The 20,494-nt window shown below is 71.8% G+C and carries 17 protein-coding genes and 1 rRNA gene; 6 read left to right on the top strand and 12 right to left on the bottom strand.

What is annotated here, in order from left to right; all coding sequences use genetic code 11:
- Nucleotides 1–338 precede the first annotated feature (338 nt).
- From ABD355_RS30860 to ABD355_RS30850, 3 genes are all read left to right on the top strand, one after another.
- On the top strand, nt 339–2,141 hold the full coding sequence (locus tag ABD355_RS30860) for a glycoside hydrolase family 15 protein (RefSeq protein WP_344404337.1): 1,803 nt from the start codon (nt 339–341) through the stop codon (nt 2,139–2,141).
- A 66-nt stretch (nt 2,142–2,207) separates the two neighbouring features.
- On the top strand, nt 2,208–3,590 hold the full coding sequence (locus ABD355_RS30855; RefSeq protein WP_344404098.1) for an FAD-binding oxidoreductase: 1,383 nt from the start codon (nt 2,208–2,210) through the stop codon (nt 3,588–3,590).
- Nucleotides 3,591–3,769: 179 nt separating this feature from the next.
- Entirely contained in the window at nt 3,770–5,425 is a 1,656-nt protein-coding gene (locus tag ABD355_RS30850) for a PucR family transcriptional regulator (RefSeq protein ID WP_344404097.1), read from the top strand.
- 10 nt (nt 5,426–5,435) lie between these two features.
- Here ABD355_RS30850 and ABD355_RS30845 read toward each other — a convergent pair whose 3' ends face one another.
- Together ABD355_RS30845 and ABD355_RS30840 are read right to left on the bottom strand one after the other, a co-directional pair.
- Complete coding sequence (locus ABD355_RS30845; RefSeq protein ID WP_344404096.1) at nt 5,436–6,572, bottom strand: glycosyltransferase family 4 protein; 1,137 nt, start codon at nt 6,570–6,572, stop codon at nt 5,436–5,438.
- Nucleotides 6,573–6,952: 380 nt separating this feature from the next.
- A complete protein-coding gene (locus tag ABD355_RS30840; protein WP_344404095.1) occupies nt 6,953–7,942 on the bottom strand; it encodes a helix-turn-helix transcriptional regulator in 990 nt (329 codons plus the stop codon).
- A 100-nt stretch (nt 7,943–8,042) separates the two neighbouring features.
- On the opposite strand from ABD355_RS30840, the gene ABD355_RS30835 reads away from it, so the two are divergent.
- Complete coding sequence (locus ABD355_RS30835) at nt 8,043–8,441, top strand: VOC family protein (protein WP_344404094.1); 399 nt, start codon at nt 8,043–8,045, stop codon at nt 8,439–8,441.
- A 77-nt stretch (nt 8,442–8,518) separates the two neighbouring features.
- Here ABD355_RS30835 and recN read toward each other — a convergent pair whose 3' ends face one another.
- The 4 genes from recN to ABD355_RS30815 form a co-directional block, all read right to left on the bottom strand.
- Nucleotides 8,519–10,237, bottom strand: a complete 1,719-nt coding sequence (recN, locus tag ABD355_RS30830; protein WP_344404336.1) for a DNA repair protein RecN — start codon at nt 10,235–10,237, stop codon at nt 8,519–8,521.
- A gap of 131 nt (nt 10,238–10,368) precedes the next feature.
- On the bottom strand, nt 10,369–11,274 hold the full coding sequence (locus ABD355_RS30825) for an NAD kinase (protein ID WP_099927840.1): 906 nt from the start codon (nt 11,272–11,274) through the stop codon (nt 10,369–10,371).
- The gene (locus ABD355_RS30820) at nt 11,271–12,086 is read right to left on the bottom strand and encodes a TlyA family RNA methyltransferase (RefSeq protein WP_344404093.1); all 816 of its coding nucleotides are present in this window, start codon (nt 12,084–12,086) and stop codon (nt 11,271–11,273) included. The genes ABD355_RS30825 and ABD355_RS30820 overlap by 4 nt, the downstream gene beginning before the upstream one ends.
- A 7-nt stretch (nt 12,087–12,093) precedes the next feature.
- Nucleotides 12,094–12,417 carry a hypothetical protein gene (locus tag ABD355_RS30815; RefSeq protein ID WP_344404092.1) on the bottom strand — a complete coding sequence of 108 codons (324 nt, stop codon included), beginning with the start codon at nt 12,415–12,417 and terminating at the stop codon, nt 12,094–12,096.
- A gap of 42 nt (nt 12,418–12,459) precedes the next feature.
- Here ABD355_RS30815 and ABD355_RS30810 point away from each other — a divergent pair, with 42 nt between their 5' ends.
- Nucleotides 12,460–12,807 (top strand): SCP2 sterol-binding domain-containing protein, encoded by a 348-nt coding sequence (locus ABD355_RS30810; protein ID WP_344404091.1) that lies wholly within the window; start codon nt 12,460–12,462, stop codon nt 12,805–12,807.
- Here the strand turns inward: ABD355_RS30810 and ABD355_RS30805 are convergent.
- The 4 genes from ABD355_RS30805 to ABD355_RS30790 all read right to left on the bottom strand — a co-directional run bounded on the left by ABD355_RS30805 (nt 12,791) and on the right by ABD355_RS30790 (nt 16,872).
- On the bottom strand, nt 12,791–13,669 hold the full coding sequence (locus ABD355_RS30805; RefSeq protein WP_344404090.1) for an ABC transporter ATP-binding protein: 879 nt from the start codon (nt 13,667–13,669) through the stop codon (nt 12,791–12,793). The genes ABD355_RS30810 and ABD355_RS30805 overlap by 17 nt on opposite strands.
- Nucleotides 13,666–14,703, bottom strand: coding sequence for a FecCD family ABC transporter permease (locus ABD355_RS30800; RefSeq protein ID WP_344404089.1), 1,038 nt, complete (start codon nt 14,701–14,703; stop codon nt 13,666–13,668). The genes ABD355_RS30805 and ABD355_RS30800 overlap by 4 nt, the downstream gene beginning before the upstream one ends.
- On the bottom strand, nt 14,700–15,743 hold the full coding sequence (locus ABD355_RS30795; RefSeq protein WP_344404088.1) for a FecCD family ABC transporter permease: 1,044 nt from the start codon (nt 15,741–15,743) through the stop codon (nt 14,700–14,702). The genes ABD355_RS30800 and ABD355_RS30795 overlap by 4 nt, the downstream gene beginning before the upstream one ends.
- Nucleotides 15,744–15,843: 100 nt before the next feature.
- On the bottom strand, nt 15,844–16,872 hold the full coding sequence (locus ABD355_RS30790) for an HAD hydrolase-like protein (protein WP_344404087.1): 1,029 nt from the start codon (nt 16,870–16,872) through the stop codon (nt 15,844–15,846).
- A 72-nt stretch (nt 16,873–16,944) separates the two neighbouring features.
- Between ABD355_RS30790 and ABD355_RS30785 the strand changes: the two genes are divergently transcribed.
- A complete protein-coding gene (locus ABD355_RS30785; RefSeq protein ID WP_344404085.1) occupies nt 16,945–18,237 on the top strand; it encodes a DUF1015 domain-containing protein in 1,293 nt (430 codons plus the stop codon).
- A 63-nt stretch (nt 18,238–18,300) separates the two neighbouring features.
- Here the strand turns inward: ABD355_RS30785 and ABD355_RS30780 are convergent, their stop codons facing one another.
- The gene (locus ABD355_RS30780) at nt 18,301–19,059 is read right to left on the bottom strand and encodes a hypothetical protein (RefSeq protein ID WP_344404335.1); all 759 of its coding nucleotides are present in this window, start codon (nt 19,057–19,059) and stop codon (nt 18,301–18,303) included.
- A 1,188-nt stretch (nt 19,060–20,247) separates the two neighbouring features.
- Nucleotides 20,248–20,364, bottom strand: a 5S ribosomal RNA gene (gene rrf / locus ABD355_RS30775).
- Nucleotides 20,365–20,494: the final 130 nt, after the last annotated feature.

The raw sequence follows: 20,494 nt of genomic DNA, 5'->3' as shown, positions 1-20,494 counted from the left end.
CCACAGACCCGCACGGTCCTTCGTGTTTCTCACCCGATGCTCACCCGTTCGGCCTAGTCGGGTTGCCCGGAGCGGCACGCAGATCATCTACGTGCGTCGTATCCTGCTCGGACACTCGCTGCCGAGCCCGGCCGGGTACACGGCACCACCCCCGCACGTGATGACCGGAACAACGAGAGCTCGTCAGTTCGTTGAGCATCAATTGTCGTTTTGCCACACGGCCAGGACGACTGCTTTGCTTCACCGCTCAACGACGCATTACAACGACCCCTTGACCGCAATAAGCGACAGCCCCCTTCCTTCACGGGGGTGACGTGGCCGTTCGACTGGAGTTGCACGTGGCCGGGCGCATCGAAGACTACGCACTCATCGGAGACATGCAGACCGCCGCCTTGGTCTGCCGGGACGGCACGGTGGACTGGCTGTGCCTGCCCCGCTTCGACTCGCATGCCATCTTCGCCGGCCTGCTGGGCACCGAGGAACACGGATTCTGGCGGCTCGGCCCCGCCCACGCGGCCGAGGCGCAGCCCCCGACGGCCGCCCGGCGCAGCTACCGCGGCGACTCCCTGATCCTGGAATCCGAGTGGGACACCCCGCGCGGCACGGTCCGAGTGACCGATTTCATGCCCCCGCGTGACGGCGCCCCCCAGCTGATCCGCATCGTCGAGGGCGTCTCCGGCCGCGTCCCGATGCGCTCGGCCCTCAGGATGCGTTTCTCCTACGGCCGGGTCGTGCCGTGGGTGCACAAGCACGACGGCCGCACGGTCGCGGTGGCGGGCCCGGACTCGGTCTGGTACGACACCGAGTGCGAGACCTACGGCAAGTCGCTGACCACGTACTCGGACTTCACGGTCGCTCCCGGTGACCGCATCGCCTTCACCATCTCCTGGCAGCCCTCGCACAAGGAGCCGCCGCCGCTGCCGGAGCCGGAGGCCTCGCTGGAGGCGACGGAGGACTTCTGGCGGGAGTGGGTGGAGCACTGCACCTACCACGGCCCGTACCGCGAGGCCGTGATCCGCTCCCTGATCACGCTGAAGGCGCTGACGTACGCCCCGACCGGCGGCATCGTCGCCGCCCCCACCACCTCCCTGCCCGAGGACATCGGCGGCGTCCGCAACTGGGACTACCGCTACACCTGGCTGCGCGACGCGGCGATCACCCTGTCCTCGCTGCTGCGCACCGGCTACCGCGAGGAGGCCCGCGCCTGGCGCGAGTGGCTGCTGCGGGCAGTCGCCGGCGACCCCGAGAACCTGCAGATCATGTACGGCATCGCGGGCGAGCGCGAGCTGGGCGAGGCGGAGCTGGACTGGCTGCCGGGCTACGAGAACTCGGCTCCGGTTCGCGTCGGCAACGGCGCCGCACACCAGCTCCAGCTGGACGTGTACGGCGAGGTCACCGAGGCCCTGCACCTCGGCCACATGACCGGCCTGGCCCGCAGCGACTACGCCTCCCTGCTCCAGCTCAAGCTGATCCGCTACCTGGAGCAGCACTGGGACGAGCCGGACGAGGGCATCTGGGAGGTGCGCGGCCCGCGCCGCCACTTCGTGCACTCCAAGGTCATGGCCTGGGTCGCCGTCGACCGCACCATCAAGCTCATCGAGTCCGGTGACGCGGACGGCCCGCTGGAGCGCTGGCGCGAGCTGCGCGACGACATCCACCGGGACGTGTGCGAGAAGGGCTACGACAAGGAGCGCAACACCTTCACGCAGTCGTACGGCTCGAAGGAGCTGGACGCCTCACTGCTGCTGATCCCGCAGATGGGCTTCCTGCCCCCCGACGACAAGCGCGTCATCGGCACGATCGAGGCGATCCAGCGTGAGCTGTCCACGCCGGACGGCTTCATCCTGCGCTACCCGACGGAGGGTTCCAGCGAGGGCGTGGACGGCCTGCCCGGTGACGAAGGGGCGTTCCTGGCCTGCTCGTTCTGGATGGCGGACGACCTGGCGATGATCGGCCGCGTGGACGAGGCCCGCAAGCTGTTCGAGAAGCTGCTCGCCCTCCGCAACGACCTCGGTCTGCTCGCCGAGGAGTGGGACCCGCGCCTGCAGCGCCAGGTCGGCAACTTCCCGCAGGCCTTCAGCCACGTCCCGCTCATCGACACGGCACTGCGCCTGACGGCCTCCGGAGCGTACGGCGGCTGAACAGGACCGCCGAGCCGGGCCCGCCTAGGCTGGAGCCAACAGCCCCTGTACGGAAGGGGGCGCCCCATGGCTTCCCCGTCGAAGGCGGGCGCGGCCCTCGCCGCGCTGCGTGAGGATCTGGTCGGCGATGTGTTCGCCCCGGGGGATGTCGGCTACGACGAGTCCCGGGCGGTCTTCAACGCCCTGATCGACCGGCGGCCGGCGGTGATCGCGCAGTGCGTGGACGAGGCCGATGTCGTACGGGCCGTGCGCTTCGCCCGGGAGCTGGATCTGAAGATCGCCGTGCGTGGCGGCGGGCACAGTGTGGCGGGCATGGCGGTGAACGACGGCGGCCTGGTCGTGGACCTGCGCCACATGCGTGCCGTCACCGTGGACCCGGCGGCCGAGGCCGTGCGGATCGCGGGTGGCGCCACCATGAGCGACCTGGACCGGGCGACCGAGCCGTACGGACTTGCGACCACCGGTGGCCGGGCCTCCACCACCGGCGTCGGCGGTTTCGTGCTCGGTGGCGGCACCGGCTGGCTGGACCGCTGGTGCGGACTGGCCGTCGACAATCTGCTCGGCGTCGAACTGGTCACCGCCGACGGCGAGCGGGTCCATGCGAACGCCGACGAGAACCCGGAGCTGTTCTGGGGCCTGCACGGCGGGGGCGGCAACTTCGGCGTGGTCACCGCGCTGACCCTGAAGCTGCACGAACTGCCCCTGTTCTCCGTGGCGTTCGTGATGTACCTCCCTGTCTTCGGCCGCGAGGTCGTGCGCACCTACCGCGAGATCATCACGGCCGCTCCGGTCGAGGCGTCCGGGATGGCCGTCTACGTCACCGGCCCGCCGGCCGAGTTCGTGCCTCCCCAGCTGGTGGGCCGTCTGATGTGCGCTGCGCTGCTGACGTACGCGGGCGGCGAGGACGACCTGCGCAAGCTCGCCGAGCCGCTGCTGGCGCTGCCGCACGAGGCCGAGGTCGTGGGCGCGATGCCGTACGCCGAGGTGCAGTGCCTGCTCGACGATCCGCCCGGTCTGCGGAACTACTGGTCGGCGGAGTACCTGACGGGCCTGCCCGACGACCTGGTGGAGGTCTACTGCGCCCGCGGCGAGAAGATACCCGTACCGACGGGCGTCCAGTACGTGCTGCTCCCGCAGGGCGGCGCGATCGCGGACGGTCCGCACGAGTACCCCGTGCCCTATCGGGACGCACCGTGGGCGGTGCACCCCTTCGGTATCTGGCAGGACCCGGCGGACGACGAGCGGTGCCTGCGATGGGTACGGGACGTGCGCGCCGACGTCCGTCCATGGAGCACCGGCGCGGTCTACCTCAACTTCATAGGCGACGAGGGCCCCGAACGGGTGATCGCCGGCCTGGGCGCGGAGAACACCCGGCGGCTGGGCGAGCTGAAGCGCCGCTACGACCCGGACAACGTCTTCCGCTTCAACCACAACATCACGCCGACCTGAGCACCTCCAGCGTGCGCGGGAACACCGGCCGGCCGGCTCCGGCCCCCCGAAGCCCGCCGCCGTGAACACATCGCTGTGAACCGGCACCGTCACCCCCAGCCACGCTCCACAGCACCTCGGTCGGCACCCCGCCCGCCCGGAGATGTCCCACAGGCACCCCCGCGGGTAGCGTCCGGCTCATGGACAGCAGTGCGGGCAGCGGTACGGGCAGTGGATTCGACACGCACGGTGCCGGGATCACCGTGCAACGGGCGCTGGAGCTGCCCGGTCTGCGCAGCGGGCTGCCGGAGGTCCTCGCGGGCGCCGACCGGCTGCAGCGCACGGTGCGCTGGGTGCACGCGGGCGAGGTGCCGCACATCGCCTCGCTGCTGAAGGGCGGCGAGCTGCTGCTGACCACCGGCTATGGTCTCGGCACCCGGCCGGCCGAGCAGCGGGCGTTCGTGCGCACCCTGGCCGAGCGCGGTATCGCGGCCCTCGTCGTGGAGCTCGGCCCGCGTTTCACCCGCCTGCCCGCCGCGCTCGTCGACACGGCGCGCGCGGCCGGGCTCCCGCTGGTCCAGCTGCACCGCGAGGTGCCCTTCGTGGCGGTCACGGAGGAGGTCCACACCGAGATCGTCAACGGCCACTACGCGCTGCTGCAACGGGCCGAGGAGGTGCACCGGCGCTGTACCGAGGCCCTGCTGGGCGGCGGCGGGGTGCCCCAGGTGCTGGGCATCCTGGCCGGCTTCAGCGGCAACCCGGTCTTCCTGGAGACGACGGACGGACAGCTGCTGTACGCCGCCGGGGCCGGCCCCGAGGGCGCGGAGCCGCTCCAGGTGTGGGAGGGGCTGCGCGGCCACCACAAGGACGTCCCGCCGCCGTCGGGGTCGGTCCTGGTGGACGTGCCCGGAGGCGGCCCGGGAACAGGGTCGGTACGGGCCCGCCTGGTCCTCCTCCCCGTACGGGCCCCGCTGGCCCCCGTGCACCGCATCGCGGCCGAGCGGGCGGCCGGCATCCTGGCCGTCGTCCTGATGCAGGCCCGGCAGGAGGAGGAGCTGGCGGCACGCGGCCGCGGGGACTTCCTCACGGATCTCGCCGAGGGCCGTATCGCCGCGGAGGACGCGCCCGCGCAGGCGCGCGTGCTCGGCTTCAAGCCCGGCAACAGCCCGCTGCTGCCGGTGGTGATGCGGCTGGGCGACACGCTGTCACCGGGCGGGGGCTGGGCGGTGCTGGCACGCGCGGTCGCCGAGGAGCTGGCCTCGGTGGGGGTTCCGGTCCTGTTGGGCGTACGGCCCGTCGAGGGCCGCGTTCCGTTGCTGCTGGGCCTGCGCGCGGAGGCGGAGCGGTCGGCGGTCGCGGACCGGGTCGCGGCGGCGCTGCGGGCGGGCGTGGAGCGGGCCGGGATGCAGCGGCCGGGGGCGCCACCGCCGGTGGTGGTCGTCGGGGTGGCGGGCGGCTGGGCGGCGGCGTCGGCGGGCCTTCGGCACGCGGCGGAGACGGCGACGGCGGCGCAGGGCCTCTCGGACCGCCCCTGGTACGACGCCCGCCGCCTCGACATCGACCTGCTGCTGTGGCGGCTGCGCGACCACCCGGACCTGGCGGCCTTCGTGGACCGTGCGATCGGCCCGCTCCGCGACCACGACAACCGCTCCAAGCCGCCCCTGCTGCCCACCCTGGAGACATACCTAGCACACGCGGGCCGCAAGGCGGAGACGGCCCGCGAACTCCACCTCAACCGGCAGACCCTCTACAACCGCCTGGCCCGGATCGGCGAGTTGCTCGGCACGGACCTCGACGACCCGCAGACGGTACTGGCGTTGAGCCTGGCACTGCGAGCACGCCGGCACACCCCCTAGGGCCTGCCCCTCAGGCGAGCGGCCGGTGCTGGGTCAACTCGTCGTAGACGCTGAGCACTTGGGCGACGGTCTCGTCCTCCGTCGGCCAGGTGGCAGCCTGCCGGACGCCCTTCTCCCGGAGCAGCTCACGGCGCTCCGGATCGCCGAGGAGCCCGGTGACGGCGTCGGCGAGGGCCTCCGCGTCCCCGTACGGGACGAGTTCGGCGGCGTCGCCGACGAGTTCGGGGATGCCGCCGACACGGGTCGCGACGAGCGGCACGCGCGCGTGGAGCGCCTCCTGGGCGAGCACGGAGCGCGATTCCCAGCTGCTGGGCAGCAGTGCGAGATCAGCGGCGGCGAGCAGCGTCCGCACGTCGTCGCGCCGCCCGATGAGCCGGACGGGCAGCCCCTCGTCCTCGATGCGGCGCTGCAGCACGGTCCGCAGCGGCCCCTCCCCCGCGATCACGACGAGCGGCACGGGGTCGAGTCGCCGCCACGCGCGCGTGGCGTCCAGCAGGGTCTCGTAACCGCGGTGCCGGTCGAGGGAGCCGACGGCCATGAGCAACGAGCGGCCGGTGGCGCCCAGTTCGGCCCGGATCTTGGAGCTCGGGCGGTCGGGATCCTCCGGCTCCGCGCCCGGCGGCGGCCCGGGCAGCGCCACGGCGGCCAGCCGCGCGTCCCGCGCCCCGGTCCGGCGAGCCCGGTCCACGAGGTCCGAGGAGGTGCCGAGCACCACGGTGGCGGCCTTCACCACCCGCCGCTCCAGGAGGCGCAGCAGATGGGCGCGGGCTCCTTCGGCGTGCGCGCGGCTGTGCCAGGTGACCACGAGCGGGGTGCGCCGGCCGCTGAGGGCCAGCGCGGCCCGGAAGGAGGCGTGCAGCCCGTGCGCATGCACCAGGTCGGCGTCCTTGCACGCGTCCCGCAGCGCGGTCACGGCTCCCGGATCGCTGCTGCGCGGTACGTGCACATGGTCGGCGCCGGTCCCCGTGAAGTCGTAGGCGTGATCGGCCTCGACAGGCGCGCAGACGGTGACCCGCACGCCCCGTGCGACGAGCCCCGCCGCCAGCGAACGCACATGCGCGCTGCTGCCGGCGTTGCCGCCGCCCAGCACCTGCACGGTGCGCAGCGGCGACTGACCGTGCGGTGCGTGGCTGCTCACGGGGCTCACGTGGCCGGGGCTCCTGGTTCGGCGTCGGGCGGTCACGAAGAAAGTACAGAAGGATCCAGCGGAGGGGGTGTACCGCGCGGCTTCCTCCACGTACTACGCCAAGGATGCCAGGACGTACGGGTGTTCCGGCAACGAGAAGGTGACGCGAGTGCCGCACGGGGGCTGTGGGGCGGTGGGATTGGTCACTCGCACGAGTGAGAGAGGGGCACCTGACCCCCGCCCCATGACCGCGCCGCCTCGCTCACCTCGTCCCCGTACGCCGCCGGCCTACAACTCGACGATCCGCCCCGCGTGGTTCTTCCGCTCCCAACGCTCGCGCCCACCGGGCGGTTTGGCGCTCGGCGCCGCGATCCCACCCGGGTCACACACCCGGGCGGCGGTCAGGCCTGGCGGGCCCTGGACGTGAGGCGATCGGCGAGCGCGATGACGAGGTCGCGCAGTTCGGCGGGGCGCTCGATGACGAACGGCCGGTCGAGTGAGGCGAGTGTCCGAGGCAACCAGTCGAGCCGCTCGGCCCGTAGCTCCACGCGCAGCCAGCGCTCGGCCGCCGGGTCCCGGTCGGCCACCGGCTCGTGCTCCGCCACGCTCGCGACGCCGGCGGGGAGGTGCGCGCGGATCTGCTCCACCGTCCCGTGGATCCGCAAGGTCACCTCGTGCCGGTACTCGGCCGTGGCGAAACCTGTCAACACGCGCTCTGCCGGACCGGGACCCGCGGGCGCTTCGAAGGAGCCGGGCAGGGTCCTCGCGTCTGCGATGCGATCGAGCCGGAAGGTCCGGTCCTCGTCGACCTGGGCGTCCTTGCCCGTGACGTACCACCGGCCCGCGTGGGCGACGATCCCGTACGCGTGCAGAGTGCGTTCGCTACGGCGTCCGTCGCGGTCGGTGTAGCGGATCGAGACCGGGCGGCGGTGGCGCACCGCATCGGCGACGGTGAGCAGGAGTGCGGCGTCCGGGTGGCCCAATTCGCCGGGCCGGTCGGTGAAGTCGAGAGCTTCCAGGAGGCTGTCGAGCCGGCGGGCGATGTGCTGGGGCAGCACGCGCCGGATCTTCGCCGATGCCGTCTCGTTCGCCGTGCGCTCCGTGGTGGTCAGAGCCGCCCGGCGGCCGGCGACCAGGCCGAGGAGCACGGCCAGCGCCTCGTCGTCGCTGAGCATGAGCGGAGGCAGGCGGTACCCGGGAGCCAGCCGGTAGCCGCCGTAGCGGCCGCGCACCGACTCCACGGGTACGTCGAGGTCGATCAGCTGCTCCACGTACCGCCGCACGGTGCGCCCTTCGACACCGAGACGGTCGGCGAGTTCGGCCACGGTCCGGGTGCCGCCCGACTGCAGGAGTTCCAGGAGCGTCAGCACGCGGCCGGTGGGTCGAGGCATCTTCGGAGCCTAACCCGAATACAGGACCGATTCTGTCCCCTATTTCTCCTAGCCTGCGACGTGCACGACCGCCTCGCCCAGCACAGCCAAGGAGATTCCCATGGACTTCGTCTCGATCCGCATCATCACCGGCGACGTAGCGCGCCTCGTCGAGTTCTACGAGCGAGCCACCGGGGCACGGGCGACGTGGGCCACCGAGGACTTCGCCGAACTCAGGACCGCGGGCGCCACCCTCGCGATCGCCGGCACCCGCACCGTCCCGCTGTTCGCCCCGGGCTCCGCCCGCCCGGCGGACAACCACAGTGTGATCACCGAGTTCCTCGTCGACGACGTGGACCGCGTCCACCAGAACCTGACCGGCTTCGTCACCGACTTCGTCAACGAGCCCACCACCATGCCCTGGGGCAACCGTTCACTGCTGTTCCGCGACCCCGACGGCAACCTCGTCAACTTCTTCACCCCGGTCACCGCGCAGGCCATCGAAAAGTTCGCACGCTGACGCCACGGACAGCCGCCTCACGCGGGAGCCCAGAGATCCCGGGCTCCCGGTGAACACGGCGCCCGAAGACACCACACCTAGACGTCCGCCCGGGCCGTGGCCAGCAGTTCCTCCGCGTGTGCCCGGGCGGTCTCGGAGTCCTCCTGGCCGGCGAGCATCCGGGACAGCTCCCGCACCCGTTCCTCGCCCTCGAGCACCTTCACGCCGGACCGGGTCACGGACCCGTCGTTGGTCTTCTCGACCAGCAACTGCCGGTCGGCGAAGGCGGCCACCTGCGGAAGGTGGGTCACGACCACGACCTGCGCGGTCTTCGCGAGCTTCGCCAGCCGCCGCCCGATCTCGACGGCCGCCTTGCCGCCGACGCCGGCGTCGACCTCGTCGAAGAGATACGTCGGCACGGGATCCGTCCCCGCGAAGACGACCTCCACGGCGAGCATCACACGCGAGAGCTCGCCGCCGGAGGCACCCTTGGCGATGGGCCGGGGCGGCGCCCCCGGGTGCGGGGCCAGCAGCAGCTCGACCTCGTCGGCGCCCGACGGCCCGTAGGCGACCGCACGCCCGCCGACCTCCACGCCCTCCGGGTCCTCGGTCTGCCGGATGTCGAACGACACGCGCGCATGCGGCATCGCGAGCGAGGCGAGCTCCGCGGTCACAGCGGCCGCGAACCGCTCCGCGGCCTCCGTCCGCGCATCCGTCAACGCCTGGGCAAGTCCGCCCAGTTCGGTCCGCAGCGCGTCCCGCTCGGCGGTCAGCTCGTCGATCCGCTCGTCGTCGCCGTCCAGCTCGGTCAGCCGCGCGGCGCTCTGCTCGGCCCATGCGAGCACGGAGTTGATGTCCTGCCCGTACTTCCGGGTCAGACCGGTCAGCGCGGCCCGCCGTTCCTCGACGGCCGCCAGTCGCAGGGGATCCGCGTCCAGATCGTCGGCGTACCCCGCCAGCTCCCCGGCGACGTCGCCCAGCAGGATCCCGATCTCCCCGATCCGGTCGGCGAGCGCGGCCAGCGCCGGATCGTGCGCCCGTACGGCGTCCAGTGCCCGCTGGGCCCCCGCGACGAGCGTGGCGGCGTCGATGCCCTCGGGGTCCTCCGGGTTACCGGCAAGGGCGGCATGAGCGGCCGTGGCGGCGGACGACAGGGCCTCCGCGTGCCCGAGCCGCTCGGCCTCCTCCGCCAGCTCCACGTCCTCGCCGGCCCGCGGCTCCACGCCCGCGATCTCGTCGAGCCCGAACCGCAGCATGTCGGCTTCCTGGGCCCGCTCACGCGCGCGCGTGGTGATCTCGTCCAGCTCCACGGAGACGGCCCGCAGCCGCCGGTACGCCTCGCCGTACTTGGCGAGCGGCCCCGCGACGGCGTCCCCGGCGTACCGGTCCAGCGCCTGCCGCTGCCGTGACAGCTTCAGCAGCCCCTGCTGATCGGTCTGCCCGTGCACGGCCACGAGATCGTCGGCGAGGTCGGCGAGCAGTCCCACGGGCACACTGCGCCCGCCCACATGCGCCCGCGACCGTCCCTCGGCGGAAACGGTACGGCTGATCAGCAGCGCCCCGTCGTCGAGCTCGGCCCCGGCCTCCTCGGCGCGTACGACGGCCGCGGCGCCCGCGGGCACGGCGATCCGCCCCTCCACGACCGCCTTCTCGGCCCCGATCCGCACCAGCGCCGGGTCCGCCCGCCCACCCAGCAACAGCCCGAGGCTGGTGACCACCATGGTCTTGCCCGCACCCGTCTCACCGGTGACGGCAGTGAACCCGGGCGACAGCTCGACGACCGCATCGTCGATGACGCCGAGCGACCGTATCCGCATCTCTTCCAGCACGGACACGACCTTACGAGGTAGGGGGCGCCGAGTGCGACGCCCCCCGTCCCGGTTCTGTGAAGGTGCAGGTGACGAATCCGCATCGACCGCACATTGTCACCCGGGCGAGTGCACGGCTTTCAATGAGGCGCCCCACGCCACCCGGAAACCGGCAACGCGAACTTGGCCACAAGACGATCGGTAAATGACGCATGGTGCAACCGAGCCAACCGCACCGGCACAGCCCCCCGCCGCACCTCCACCCTCGCCCCCGGCGGCAACTCCACCGTCCGCCGCCCGTCACACCACAACACGCCCGGCGGAATGTGAGGCAGCACCTCGACCGCCAGCACGGAATCCGGCGAGGTGACCAACGGCTTGGCGAACAGCGCATGGGCACTGATCGGCACCATCAGCAGCGCTTCCACTTCGGGCCACACCACAGGCCCGCCCGCGGAGAACGCATACGCCGTGGACCCGGTGGGCGTCGACAGCACGATGCCGTCGCAGCCGAACCCCGTGACCGGCCGCCCGTCGATCTCCAGCACGACTTCGAGCAGCTTCTCGGCGCCGGCCTTCTGCACCGCCGCCTCGTTCAGCGCCCAGTCCGTGTGGACGATGTTCCCGTTCTGGTGAACGACGACGTCGACGGTCATCCGCTCCTCGACCTCGTACGCCTTCGTCACCACCCGGTCGACGACCTTGTCCAGATCGTCCCGCTCGGCCTCGGCGAGGAACCCGACCCGCCCGAGGTTGACGCCGAGCATCGGCACCCCGGACGCCCGGGCGAACTCGGCGCCCCGCAGCAGCGTCCCGTCGCCTCCGAGCACGATCAGCAGCTCGCACCCGTCGAGGCACTGCGGAGTGGCCTCCTTGACCAGCTGCACCTCCTCGGGCAGCGGCAGATCGGCCGCCTCGTACTCCAGGACGCGCACGCCGATGCCCTCCCGCAGCAGCCCCTTCACCACGAGTTCGGCGCTGCGAATGGCCGCGGGCCGCCCGGTGTGGGCGAGCAGGAAAACTGTACGAGCTCGGTTCTGGGTCAACGCGGCCCCTCCGCCACTGCACGGTCAACGTCGGCCGGGTCCAGTTCGGGTGCCCCGGTCCGCAGCCACAGAAAGTACTCGACATTCCCGGAAGGTCCGGGCAACGGACTGGCGGTGACACCCTTCACCCCGAGCCCGAGTTCCCACGCCTTGAGTGCCACACCCCGCACGGCCTCCGCCCGCAGCTGCGAACTCCGTACGACTCCCCCACTGCCCAGCCGTTCCTTCCCCACCTCGAACTGCGGCTTGACCATCATCACCAGGTCGGCGTCCGGTTTCACACACCGCACCAGGGCGGGCAGGACCAGCCCGAGCGGGATGAAGGACAGATCCCCCACGACAAGATCCACAGGCTCACCATCGATCTCTTCAAGCGTCAACTCGCGTACGTTCGTACGGTCCTTGACGGTGACGCGTTCATCGCTCTGAAGAGTCCAGGCAAGTTGTCCGTATCCGACGTCCACGGCGACGACGTGCGCGGCCCCCGAGCGCAGCAGCACATCGGTGAACCCGCCGGTGGAGGCGCCGGCGTCCAGCGCCCGCCGCCCTTTCACCACCAGCCCCTGCGGCACGAACACCTGCAGCGCGCCGGCGAGCTTGTGCCCGCCCCGGGAGACGTACTCGGGATCGCTGTCGTCGGCCGTGACGACGATCGCCGCCGCGGTCTCCACCTGCGTGGCAGGCTTGGTCGCGACGGTCTTGCCGACGGTGACCCGCCCGGCCGCGATCAGCTGGCTGGCATGCTCACGTGAGCGCGCGAGCTTCCGGCGGACCAGCTCCGCGTCCAGACGGCGGCGTGCGACTCCTGCCACGTTCGGTTCAGCTCCTAGTGCCATACGAGGGTGAGGGCGCCCTCTGGTCATACGACGGCGAGGGCGCCGGAGGTCCCGGGCGGGCGTCGAGCGCGGTGAGCGCGTCGCGCAGCCCCCGGTGTACATCCTCGTACACCTCGAGGTGGCCGTCGGTGGCGAGGTGGTCGGCGTCGCCGAGGCGCTCCAGCTGGGCGTCCACGTCGGCGTTGCCGGTCGGGGTGCGGGGCACGTTCAACGGCGCGGGGGCGGCGGGGTCGTACTCGGGTTCCTGCACGGGTTCGACCTCGACCGTTTCGTCCCCCACCGTGGCGTCGGGCACAGAGTCGCTCATGCCCAGACGCTACCCCGAACCGCTGGGGTACCGTCGATCGCGATGGCCACGATCGAGGAGTGCCGCGCCGCACTCGAGAAGCTCTCGGACAACATGCAGACCGCCGAAGGGGACGTCCGCACGGCCGCGTCCCTGGACCGCTCGGTGAGCTGCCGGATCACCGACCTCGACATCACGTTCGTCGGCAGGATGACGGGCGGCCGGATCGTGGTGCAGGACACGATCCAGGGCCCACCACGGGAGAAGGCCGAGATCAGACTCACCATGAAGGGCGACGACCTGGTGGCCCTGGTCGACGGCGAGCTGAACTTCGCCAAGGCCTGGGGATCAGGCCGGGTCAAGCTGGAGGCGGGCCTGCGCGACCTGTTCCAGCTCAGGAAGCTTCTGTAGCCACCACGCGCGCGCGTGCCTTGCGCGCAGCAGGCACCACCAGCGGGGTTCCCGTCTCCGGGTCGTCGACGACCTGGCAGCGCAGCCCGAAGACCTCCTCGACCAGTTCGGCCGTGACGATGTCGCCCGGCGCACCCTCGGCGATGACCTGGCCGTCGCGCAGGGCGATGAGGTGGGTGGCGTACCGAGCGGCATGGTTGAGGTCGTGGAGGACGGCGACGAGCGTGCGGCCCTGCTCCTCGTGCAGCTCGGCACACAGATCGAGGACGTCGATCTGATGCTGGATGTCCAGATATGTCGTCGGTTCGTCGAGCAGCAGCAGCGGGGTCTCCTGGGCGAGCGCCATGGCGATCCACACGCGCTGCCGCTGCCCGCCGGACAATTCGTCGACATAGCGATCGGCGAGCCCGGCGACCCCGGTCTGCGCCATCGACTCCTGCACGACCCGCTCGTCCTCGGCCGACCACTGGCGCAGTATGCCCTGGTGCGGGTACCGGCCGCGGCCCACCAGGTCGCCGACGGTGATTCCGTCGGGCGCGATCGACGACTGGGGCAGCAGGCCCAGCGTCCGCGCGACCTTCTTCGCCGGCATCGACTGGATGACCTGCCCGTCCAGCAGCACCCGTCCCCGGCTCGGCTTCAGCATCCGCGACAGCGCGCGCAGCAGGGTGGACTTGCCGCACGCGTTCGGGCCGACGATCACGGTGAACGAGCTGTCGGGGATCTCCACCGAGAGCTGCTCGGCGATGACCCGCTGGTCGTAGGCGAGGGTGACGTTCTCGGCGGACAGCCGGTTCACAGTGCTCCTTGGGATGTACGTGTTCTTCGAGCCGCTCAGGCCCGGCTCAGCGAGCTCGCTCATATCCGGCCGGCCTTGCGTTCGGTGACCAGCAGCCACAGGAGATAGACACCGCCGAGGACACCGGTGACCACACCCACGGGCAGCTGGTCGGCGCCGAAGGCCCGCTGCGAGATCCAGTCGGCACTGACCAGCAGGGCGGCGCCCATGCACAGGGACGACAGGAGATTGGGGCCAGGCGAGCGGGTCAGCCGACGGGCGAGCTGCGGCGCGGTGAGCGCCACGAAGCTGACGGGGCCCGCGGCGGCGGTGGCGGTCGCGGTGAGCAGCACGGCGGCCACCATCAGCAGCGCCCGTACCCGCTCCACCCGCACCCCGAGAGCGTTCGAGACGTCGTCGCCCATCTCCATCATTCGCAGCGCCCGTGCGTTGGCGAGGACCAGCGGTACGAGTACGGCGCACAACCAGAGCAGCGGCCGGACCTGGGCCCAGTCACGGCCGCTCAGCGACCCGGTCATCCAGACGACCGCCCGGGCGGCGTCGACGATGTCGGAGACCGTGAGCAGATAGCCGTTGACCGCCGTGACGATCGCGGACACCCCGATACCGACCAGGACCAGTCGATAACCGTGCACTCCACGCTTCCAAGCGAGCAGATAGATGGCAAGTCCGGTCGCCAGCCCGCCCACGAGCGCCCCGAGGGTGACCTGGGCCGCGCTCCCGGAGAACAGCACGATCATCACGAGCGCCCCGGCCGTCGCCCCCTGCCCGAGGCCGAGCACGTCCGGGCTGCCCAGCGGATTGCGGGTGACGGCCTGGAACAGCGCGCCACCGAGCCCCAGCGAGGCCCCGACCAGCAGCCCGACCAGGACACGCGGCAGCCGCAGCTCATTGACGATGAACTCCTGCCCGGCGTTGCCGCCCCCGGCCAGTGTCTTCAGTACGTCGCCTGCCGAGATCGGGAAGTCGCCGGTGCCGATCAGCAGGACGCTCGCGGTGAGCGCGGCGAGCAGCAGCAGGGCGACGACGGTGGCGGCCCGGACGTCCAGACGCACGGAGAGCCCGCCCGGCGTCCTCAGCACACGGTTGCTCTTCACAGCTGCGCCGTCCTCCGTCGTCGTACCAGAAAGATGAAGACCGGCCCGCCGATGATCGCGGTGATGATGCCGACCTGGAGCTCCGAGGGCCGGGCCACGACCCGTCCGATGACATCGGCACCGAGCAGCAGCACGGGCGACAGGATGGTGGCGTACGGCAGGATCCAGCGCAGATCGGGACCGGTGAAGGACCGTACGAGGTGCGGGACCATCAGCCCCACGAAGGCGATCGGCCCGCAGGCGGCGGTCGCCGCACCGCACAGCACGACGGCGGCGAGCATGGACAGCGCCCGGGTGCGGTTCAGATGGGCACCCAGGGCCTTGGCGGTGTCGTCGCCCATGGCCACGGCGTTGAGCGGCCGGGCGAGCGCGAGGGCGAGGAGCGTGCCGACAGCGAGGAACGGCAGCACCTGCAGGATGGTCGAGTCGGTCGCCGAGGAGAGTGAACCGACCGTCCAGAAGCGCATTTTGTTCAGCGCCGCGTCGTCCGTGATCATCACGGCCTGCAGATAGCCGTACAGCGCCGCGCTGATGGCGGTGCCGGCGAGCGCGAGCCGCACCGGCGTGGCGCCCCGGCTGCCGCCGAGGAACCAGACCAGCGCCCCCACGGCAGCGGCCCCGAAAAAGGCGAACCAGACATAGCCGCCCAGGCTCGTGACACCGAAGTACGTCATGGCGGTGACGACCGCGGCCGACGCGCCCGCGTTGATGCCGAGCAGTCCGGGGTCGGCCAGCGGATTGCGGGTGAGCGCCTGCAGCACCGCCCCGGACAGTCCGAGAGCCGCGCCGGCGAGCAGCCCGAGCAGGGTCCGCGACAGCCGCTCGTCGACCACGACGTCGCCGTACGTCCCCGTGTCCTGGAACAGCCCGTGCCAGACCTGCTCCAGGGGCAGCTCTTTCGCCCCGACGGCGATGCTCGCCAACGCGACGAGCACCAGGACGGCAGCGGAGGCAACGAGCCCAAAGGCACGTATCGCCCGGCGGGTTGGAGGCGCGGGGGCGGTCTCCGCGCGCTGTTCTGTAGGACTGTCGACCAACACGCAAGTTAGGTTAGCCTACCCTCGCATCACCCTCCGATCCCCGGTCACGACGGCCGGGCGATTCAGAGCCCCCGCCCGCTGCCCCGCCCGGTGCGTCGCCTCACAACTCCAGCCGCGCCAGCGCCTTCCCCGCATCCAGCGCACACACGCCCTCGCCGGCCGCCGTCCAGGCCGCGGCACACAACGCCCGCAGCCCGTCCAAGTCCTCGCCGTCACCGTCCAGTTCGAGCCGGTCCACACCGGCCGTCGCCGTCCACCCGCCGCACCGGAAGCCGTCCCCCGCCTCGACGACCTCGGGCTGTCCCGTGAGCAGCCCGCGCAGATCCGCGTCGACGTACGTCGGGCGGTGCTGCGGCGGCGCGGCGAGCAGCCGCGCGCCGTCGGTGACACCGGTCAGCACGAGCAGCGAGTCGACCTCCCCGTTGAACGCGCCCTCGATGTCCGTGTCCAGCCGGTCCCCGACCACCAACGGCCGCCGGGCGCCCGTCCGCAGGATCGTCTCCCGGTGCATGGGAGGCAACGGCTTGCCCGCGACCTGCGGTTCGGCACCGGTCGCTATCCGTACCACCTCCACCGCGGCGCCGTTGCCCGGTGCGATCCCGCGCGCACTGGGAATCGTCAGGTCGGTGTTGGAGGCGTACCAGGGCACCCCCCGAGCGATGGCGTAACAGGCTTCCGCGAACCGCGCCCACTGCAACTCGGGCCCGCCGTACCCCTGCACGACCGCCGCCGGATCGTCCTCCGCCGACTCGACGGGCACGAGTCCCCGCTCCCGCAGCGCGACCCGCAGCCCCTCCCCACCGATGACCAGCACCCGCGCCCCGGCCGGCACCTGCTCGCTGATCAGCCGTGCGACCGCCTGCGCGGAGGTGATGACGTCATCGGCCCCGGTCGGTATCCCCAGCTCGGTCAGATGGTCCGCCACCGTGTCCGGCGTCCGCAGCGCGTTGTTGGTGACGTACGCGAGATGCATCCCGCCCGCCCGAGCCGTGGCCAGCGACTCGACCGCGTAGGCGATGGCATTGCCCCCCGCGTACACCACACCGTCGAGGTCGAGCAGCGCGGTGTCGTACGCCTCGCTCAGGGCCTGGCCACTGCCCTCGGGCCTCGTCCTGACGCTCTGGCTCATTCCACATCGCTCCTCGTTCGACGGCTTTCCCCCGATCATCCCTCACGCCACTGACACACGTACGATGCCGGGATGAACACAGCAGGTCACTCGGAAGCAACGGCGCGCCGAGGCCTGGAACTCACCCCGTTCCGAGGCCTTCGCTACGACCCCGACCGGGTCGGCAGCCTCGCCGCCGTGACGTCCCCGCCGTACGACGTCGTCGTACGCCCCGACGGCCTGCACCATCTCCAGTCCGCCGACCCGCACAACATCGTCCGTCTGATCCTGCCGCAGGCCACCACTCCCACGGCCCGCAACGAACAGGCCGCCGACACCCTGCGCCGCTGGCTCGCCGAAGGCATCCTGACCACCGACCCCGAACCCGGTCTGTACGTCTACGAGCAGCGCGACGGCGGCGGAATGCTGCAGCGCGGCATCATCGGCGCCCTGCGCGTCTCGGACCCGACGGAGGGCGTGGTCCTGCCGCACGAGGACGTCATGCCGCACGTGGTCGCCGACCGCGCGGCCCTGATGCGCGCCACCTCGGCGAACCTCGAGCCCCTCCTCCTGACCTATCGCGGCAACGGCTCGACGTCATCGGCGATCGAGGTCGTGGAACGCGTCGCCGACCGCCCTCCCCTCCTGGCCACCACCACGGAGGACGGCTTCAGCCACCGCCTGTGGTCGATCACCGACCCGGACGACCTCAACCGCATCCAGTCCGACCTGTCCCAGCACCAGGCCCTCATCGCAGACGGCCACCACCGCTGGGCGACCTATCGCCGACTCCGCACCGAGCACACCTCGCCGAGCCCCTGGGACTACGGCCTCGTCCTCCTCGTCGACACGGCCCGCTACCCGCTGCGCGTCCGCGCCATCCACCGCCTCCTGCACGGCCTGCCGGTCGCCGACGCACTCGCCGCCCTGGACGGCCTGTTCCGCATACGGCACCTGCCCGTACCCCTGCCGGAGGCCCTGGAAGCCCTCGCGGACGCCGCCTGCGCCGGCAGCGCCTTCCTGCTCGCCGGCGACGGCGCGTTCCACCTGATCGACCGCCCGGACCCGGACCTCCTGGCCCGTACGATCCCCGCCGACCGCCCCGCGGCCTGGCGCACCCTGGACGCCACGGTCCTGCACGCCACGCTCCTCGACCATGTCTGGCACATCCCCGAGGACGACCCGTCCCGTATCGCCTACATCCACGACACGGCGGCCACCGTCGAGAAGGCGGAACGCGACGGCGGTACGGCCGTCCTGATGCACCCGGTCCGCGAGGAGGTCGTCCGCGACCTGGCCCGCCAGGGCGTGACGATGCCCCGCAAGTCGACCTCGTTCGGCCCGAAGCCCGCGTCGGGACTGGTGCTGCGCGCGCTGGACCTCTGAGGCCCTCTGAGCCCTCTGACATGCGAAAGGGCGGGACCTCACGGTCCCGCCCTTCCTCACAGCTCAGTCCTTGTCGTCCTCGGCCTCGGTTTTGGCCTCGACCTCGGTCTCCGTGGCGTCGCCCTCGTCACCTTCGTCGCTCTCGTCGAAGGCGTCGACGAACTCCACACCGTCCAGCTCGGCAAGCCGGTCCGAGGCGTCCGTGCTGCCGTCCTTGTCGGCCTCGACTGCCTTCGCGAACCACTCCCGCGCCTCGCCCTCGCGACCGGCGGCGAGCAGCGCGTCCGCGTAGGCGTACCGCAGCCGCGCGGTCCACGGCTGCACGGAGCTGGAGGCCAGCTCGGGGCTCTGCAGCGTCACGATGGCCGCGTCGAGCTGCCCCATGTCACGCCGGGCGCCGGCCGCGACGAGCCGCATCTCGACCTGCCCGGCCTTGTCCAGCCTCTGCACCTCGGGCGCCCCGGCCATGTCCAGCGCCTTCTCCGGCCGCCCGAGCCCGCGCTCGCAGTCGGCCATGACGGGCCACAGCTCCGCGCTGCCGGTCATCCGCCGCGCGGCGCGGAACTCCGCAAGCGCCTCGGAGTACTTCTGGTTCGCGTACGCGGCGAACCCGCCCGCCTCGCGGACGGCGGCGACGCGCGACGCCAGCCGCAGCGCGATCTTGGAGTAGGCGTAGGCGCGCTCGGGGTCCTCGTCGATGAGCCGGGCGACCATCACCAGGTTCCTGGCGACATCATCCGCGAGCGTCTTCGGCAGACTCAGCAGCTCCTGCCGTACGTCCTTGTCGATCTCGTCGCCGGTGACGTCCTCCGGGATGGGCAGCCGCTTGATCGGCTCGCGGTCCCGGTCCCGCTCGTCACGGACCCGGCCGCCGCCACCGCCGCGTCGGTCGTCACGCCCACGGAAGCCTCCGGGACGCCCACCACGGTCGTCCCGACGGGGGCCCCCGCGTCCACCACGGTCGTCACGGCCGCGGAACCCACCGCGCTCGCCCCGGCTGTCGTCCCGCCGGAAGCCACCGCGGTCGCCTTCCCGACGATCGCCACGGTCGTCCCGCCGGAAGGGCGGACGCTCTCCGCGCTCGCCACGGTCATCACGGCGGAACGAAGGGCGGTCTCCGCGCTCTCCACGGTCTCCGCGCTCGTCACGGCGGAAGGAGGGACGGTCTCCACGGTCTCCACGGTCGTCACGCCGGAAGGACGGACGGTCTCCCCGCTCCCCGCGGTCGTCGCGCCGGAAGCCTCGGTCGCGGTCGTCGCCACGGAAGCCACGGTCACGGTCGTCCCTGCGGTCGTCGCGGCGGCCGTAGCCACCGCGGTCGGACCCACCGCGGTTGTCGTCACGCCGGTCGTCCCGACGGTCGTCCCTGCGGAAGCCGCCACGGTCGCCGCGCTCATCGGTACGGCGGTCGTCCCGACGGCCGTATCCGCCACCCCGGTTGTCGTCCCGACGGAAGCCACCGCGGTCGTTGTCGCGCCGCTCGCCACCGCGGTCGTCACGGCGGAAGGAAGGACGGTCGCCACGGTCTCCGCGGTCGTCACGGCGGAAGCCGCGGTCACGGTCCCGGTCGTCCCGACGCGGCCCGCGGTCACGGTCGTCGCGCTGGAATGCCGGACGGGAGCCACGGTCGCCCTCGCGCCGGTCGTCCCGACGGCCGTACCCGCCACCGCGGTTGTCGTCCCGACGGAAGCCTCCGCGGTCCCCGCGGTCATCACGCGGGCGGTCGTCGCGCCGGCCGTGCCCACCGCGGTTGTCGTCGCGGCGGCCGTAGCCACCGCGGTCGGCCCCACCGCGGTTGTCATCGCGCCGGTCATCCCGACGGAAACCACCGCGGTAACCGCCACGGTCGCCGCGGTCCCCACTGTCCCGTCGCCGCTGGTCGCGCTCCGGTCGGTCGTCGGGAGAGTTGGTGGACATCGGTGACTCCTGTCTTCGGTACACAAGCATTGTAAAAACGAAAGGACCCCTGGTCCCAGCTGAACGCTGGGACCAGGGGTCCTTCCAAAGATTGTTCGGCGGCGTCCTACTCTCCCACAGGGTCCCCCCTGCAGTACCATCGGCGCTGTAAGGCTTAGCTTCCGGGTTCGAAATGTAACCGGGCGTTTCCCTCACGCTATAACCACCGAAACCCTAATGGTTTCGAGCGAACAAGCACACTCTTCTGTTATGTGTTCTGCTCTAGAAACCGGCAACGGTCGTTGCCTCAGAACTAACACAGTGGACGCGAGCAACTGAGGACAAGCCCTCGGCCTATTAG

The sequence above is a fragment of the Streptomyces longisporus genome, assembly GCF_039532765.1.
In the GTDB taxonomy this organism is placed as follows: Bacteria; Actinomycetota; Actinomycetes; order Streptomycetales; family Streptomycetaceae; genus Streptomyces; species Streptomyces longisporus.
The sequence above is the reverse complement of the archived record's forward strand: the minus strand, read 5'-3'. Positions and strand labels throughout refer to the sequence as shown.

Bases quoted from the DNA above. Each gene is read 5' to 3' on its own strand.
- ABD355_RS30810 (WP_344404091.1), top strand. From the start codon at position 12,460: ATGGCCACGATCGAGGAGTGCCGCGCCGCACTCGAGAAGCTCTCGGAC.
- ABD355_RS30855 (WP_344404098.1), top strand. From the start codon at position 2,208: ATGGCTTCCCCGTCGAAGGCGGGCGCGGCCCTCGCCGCGCTGCGTGAG.
- ABD355_RS30805 (WP_344404090.1), bottom strand. From the start codon at position 13,669: ATGAGCGAGCTCGCTGAGCCGGGCCTGAGCGGCTCGAAGAACACGTAC.
- ABD355_RS30835 (WP_344404094.1), top strand. From the start codon at position 8,043: ATGGACTTCGTCTCGATCCGCATCATCACCGGCGACGTAGCGCGCCTC.
- ABD355_RS30785 (WP_344404085.1), top strand. From the start codon at position 16,945: ATGAACACAGCAGGTCACTCGGAAGCAACGGCGCGCCGAGGCCTGGAA.
- ABD355_RS30840 (WP_344404095.1), bottom strand. From the start codon at position 7,942: ATGCCTCGACCCACCGGCCGCGTGCTGACGCTCCTGGAACTCCTGCAG.
- ABD355_RS30850 (WP_344404097.1), top strand. From the start codon at position 3,770: ATGGACAGCAGTGCGGGCAGCGGTACGGGCAGTGGATTCGACACGCAC.
- ABD355_RS30815 (WP_344404092.1), bottom strand. From the start codon at position 12,417: ATGAGCGACTCTGTGCCCGACGCCACGGTGGGGGACGAAACGGTCGAG.
- recN (WP_344404336.1), bottom strand. From the start codon at position 10,237: ATGCGGATACGGTCGCTCGGCGTCATCGACGATGCGGTCGTCGAGCTG.
- ABD355_RS30790 (WP_344404087.1), bottom strand. From the start codon at position 16,872: ATGAGCCAGAGCGTCAGGACGAGGCCCGAGGGCAGTGGCCAGGCCCTG.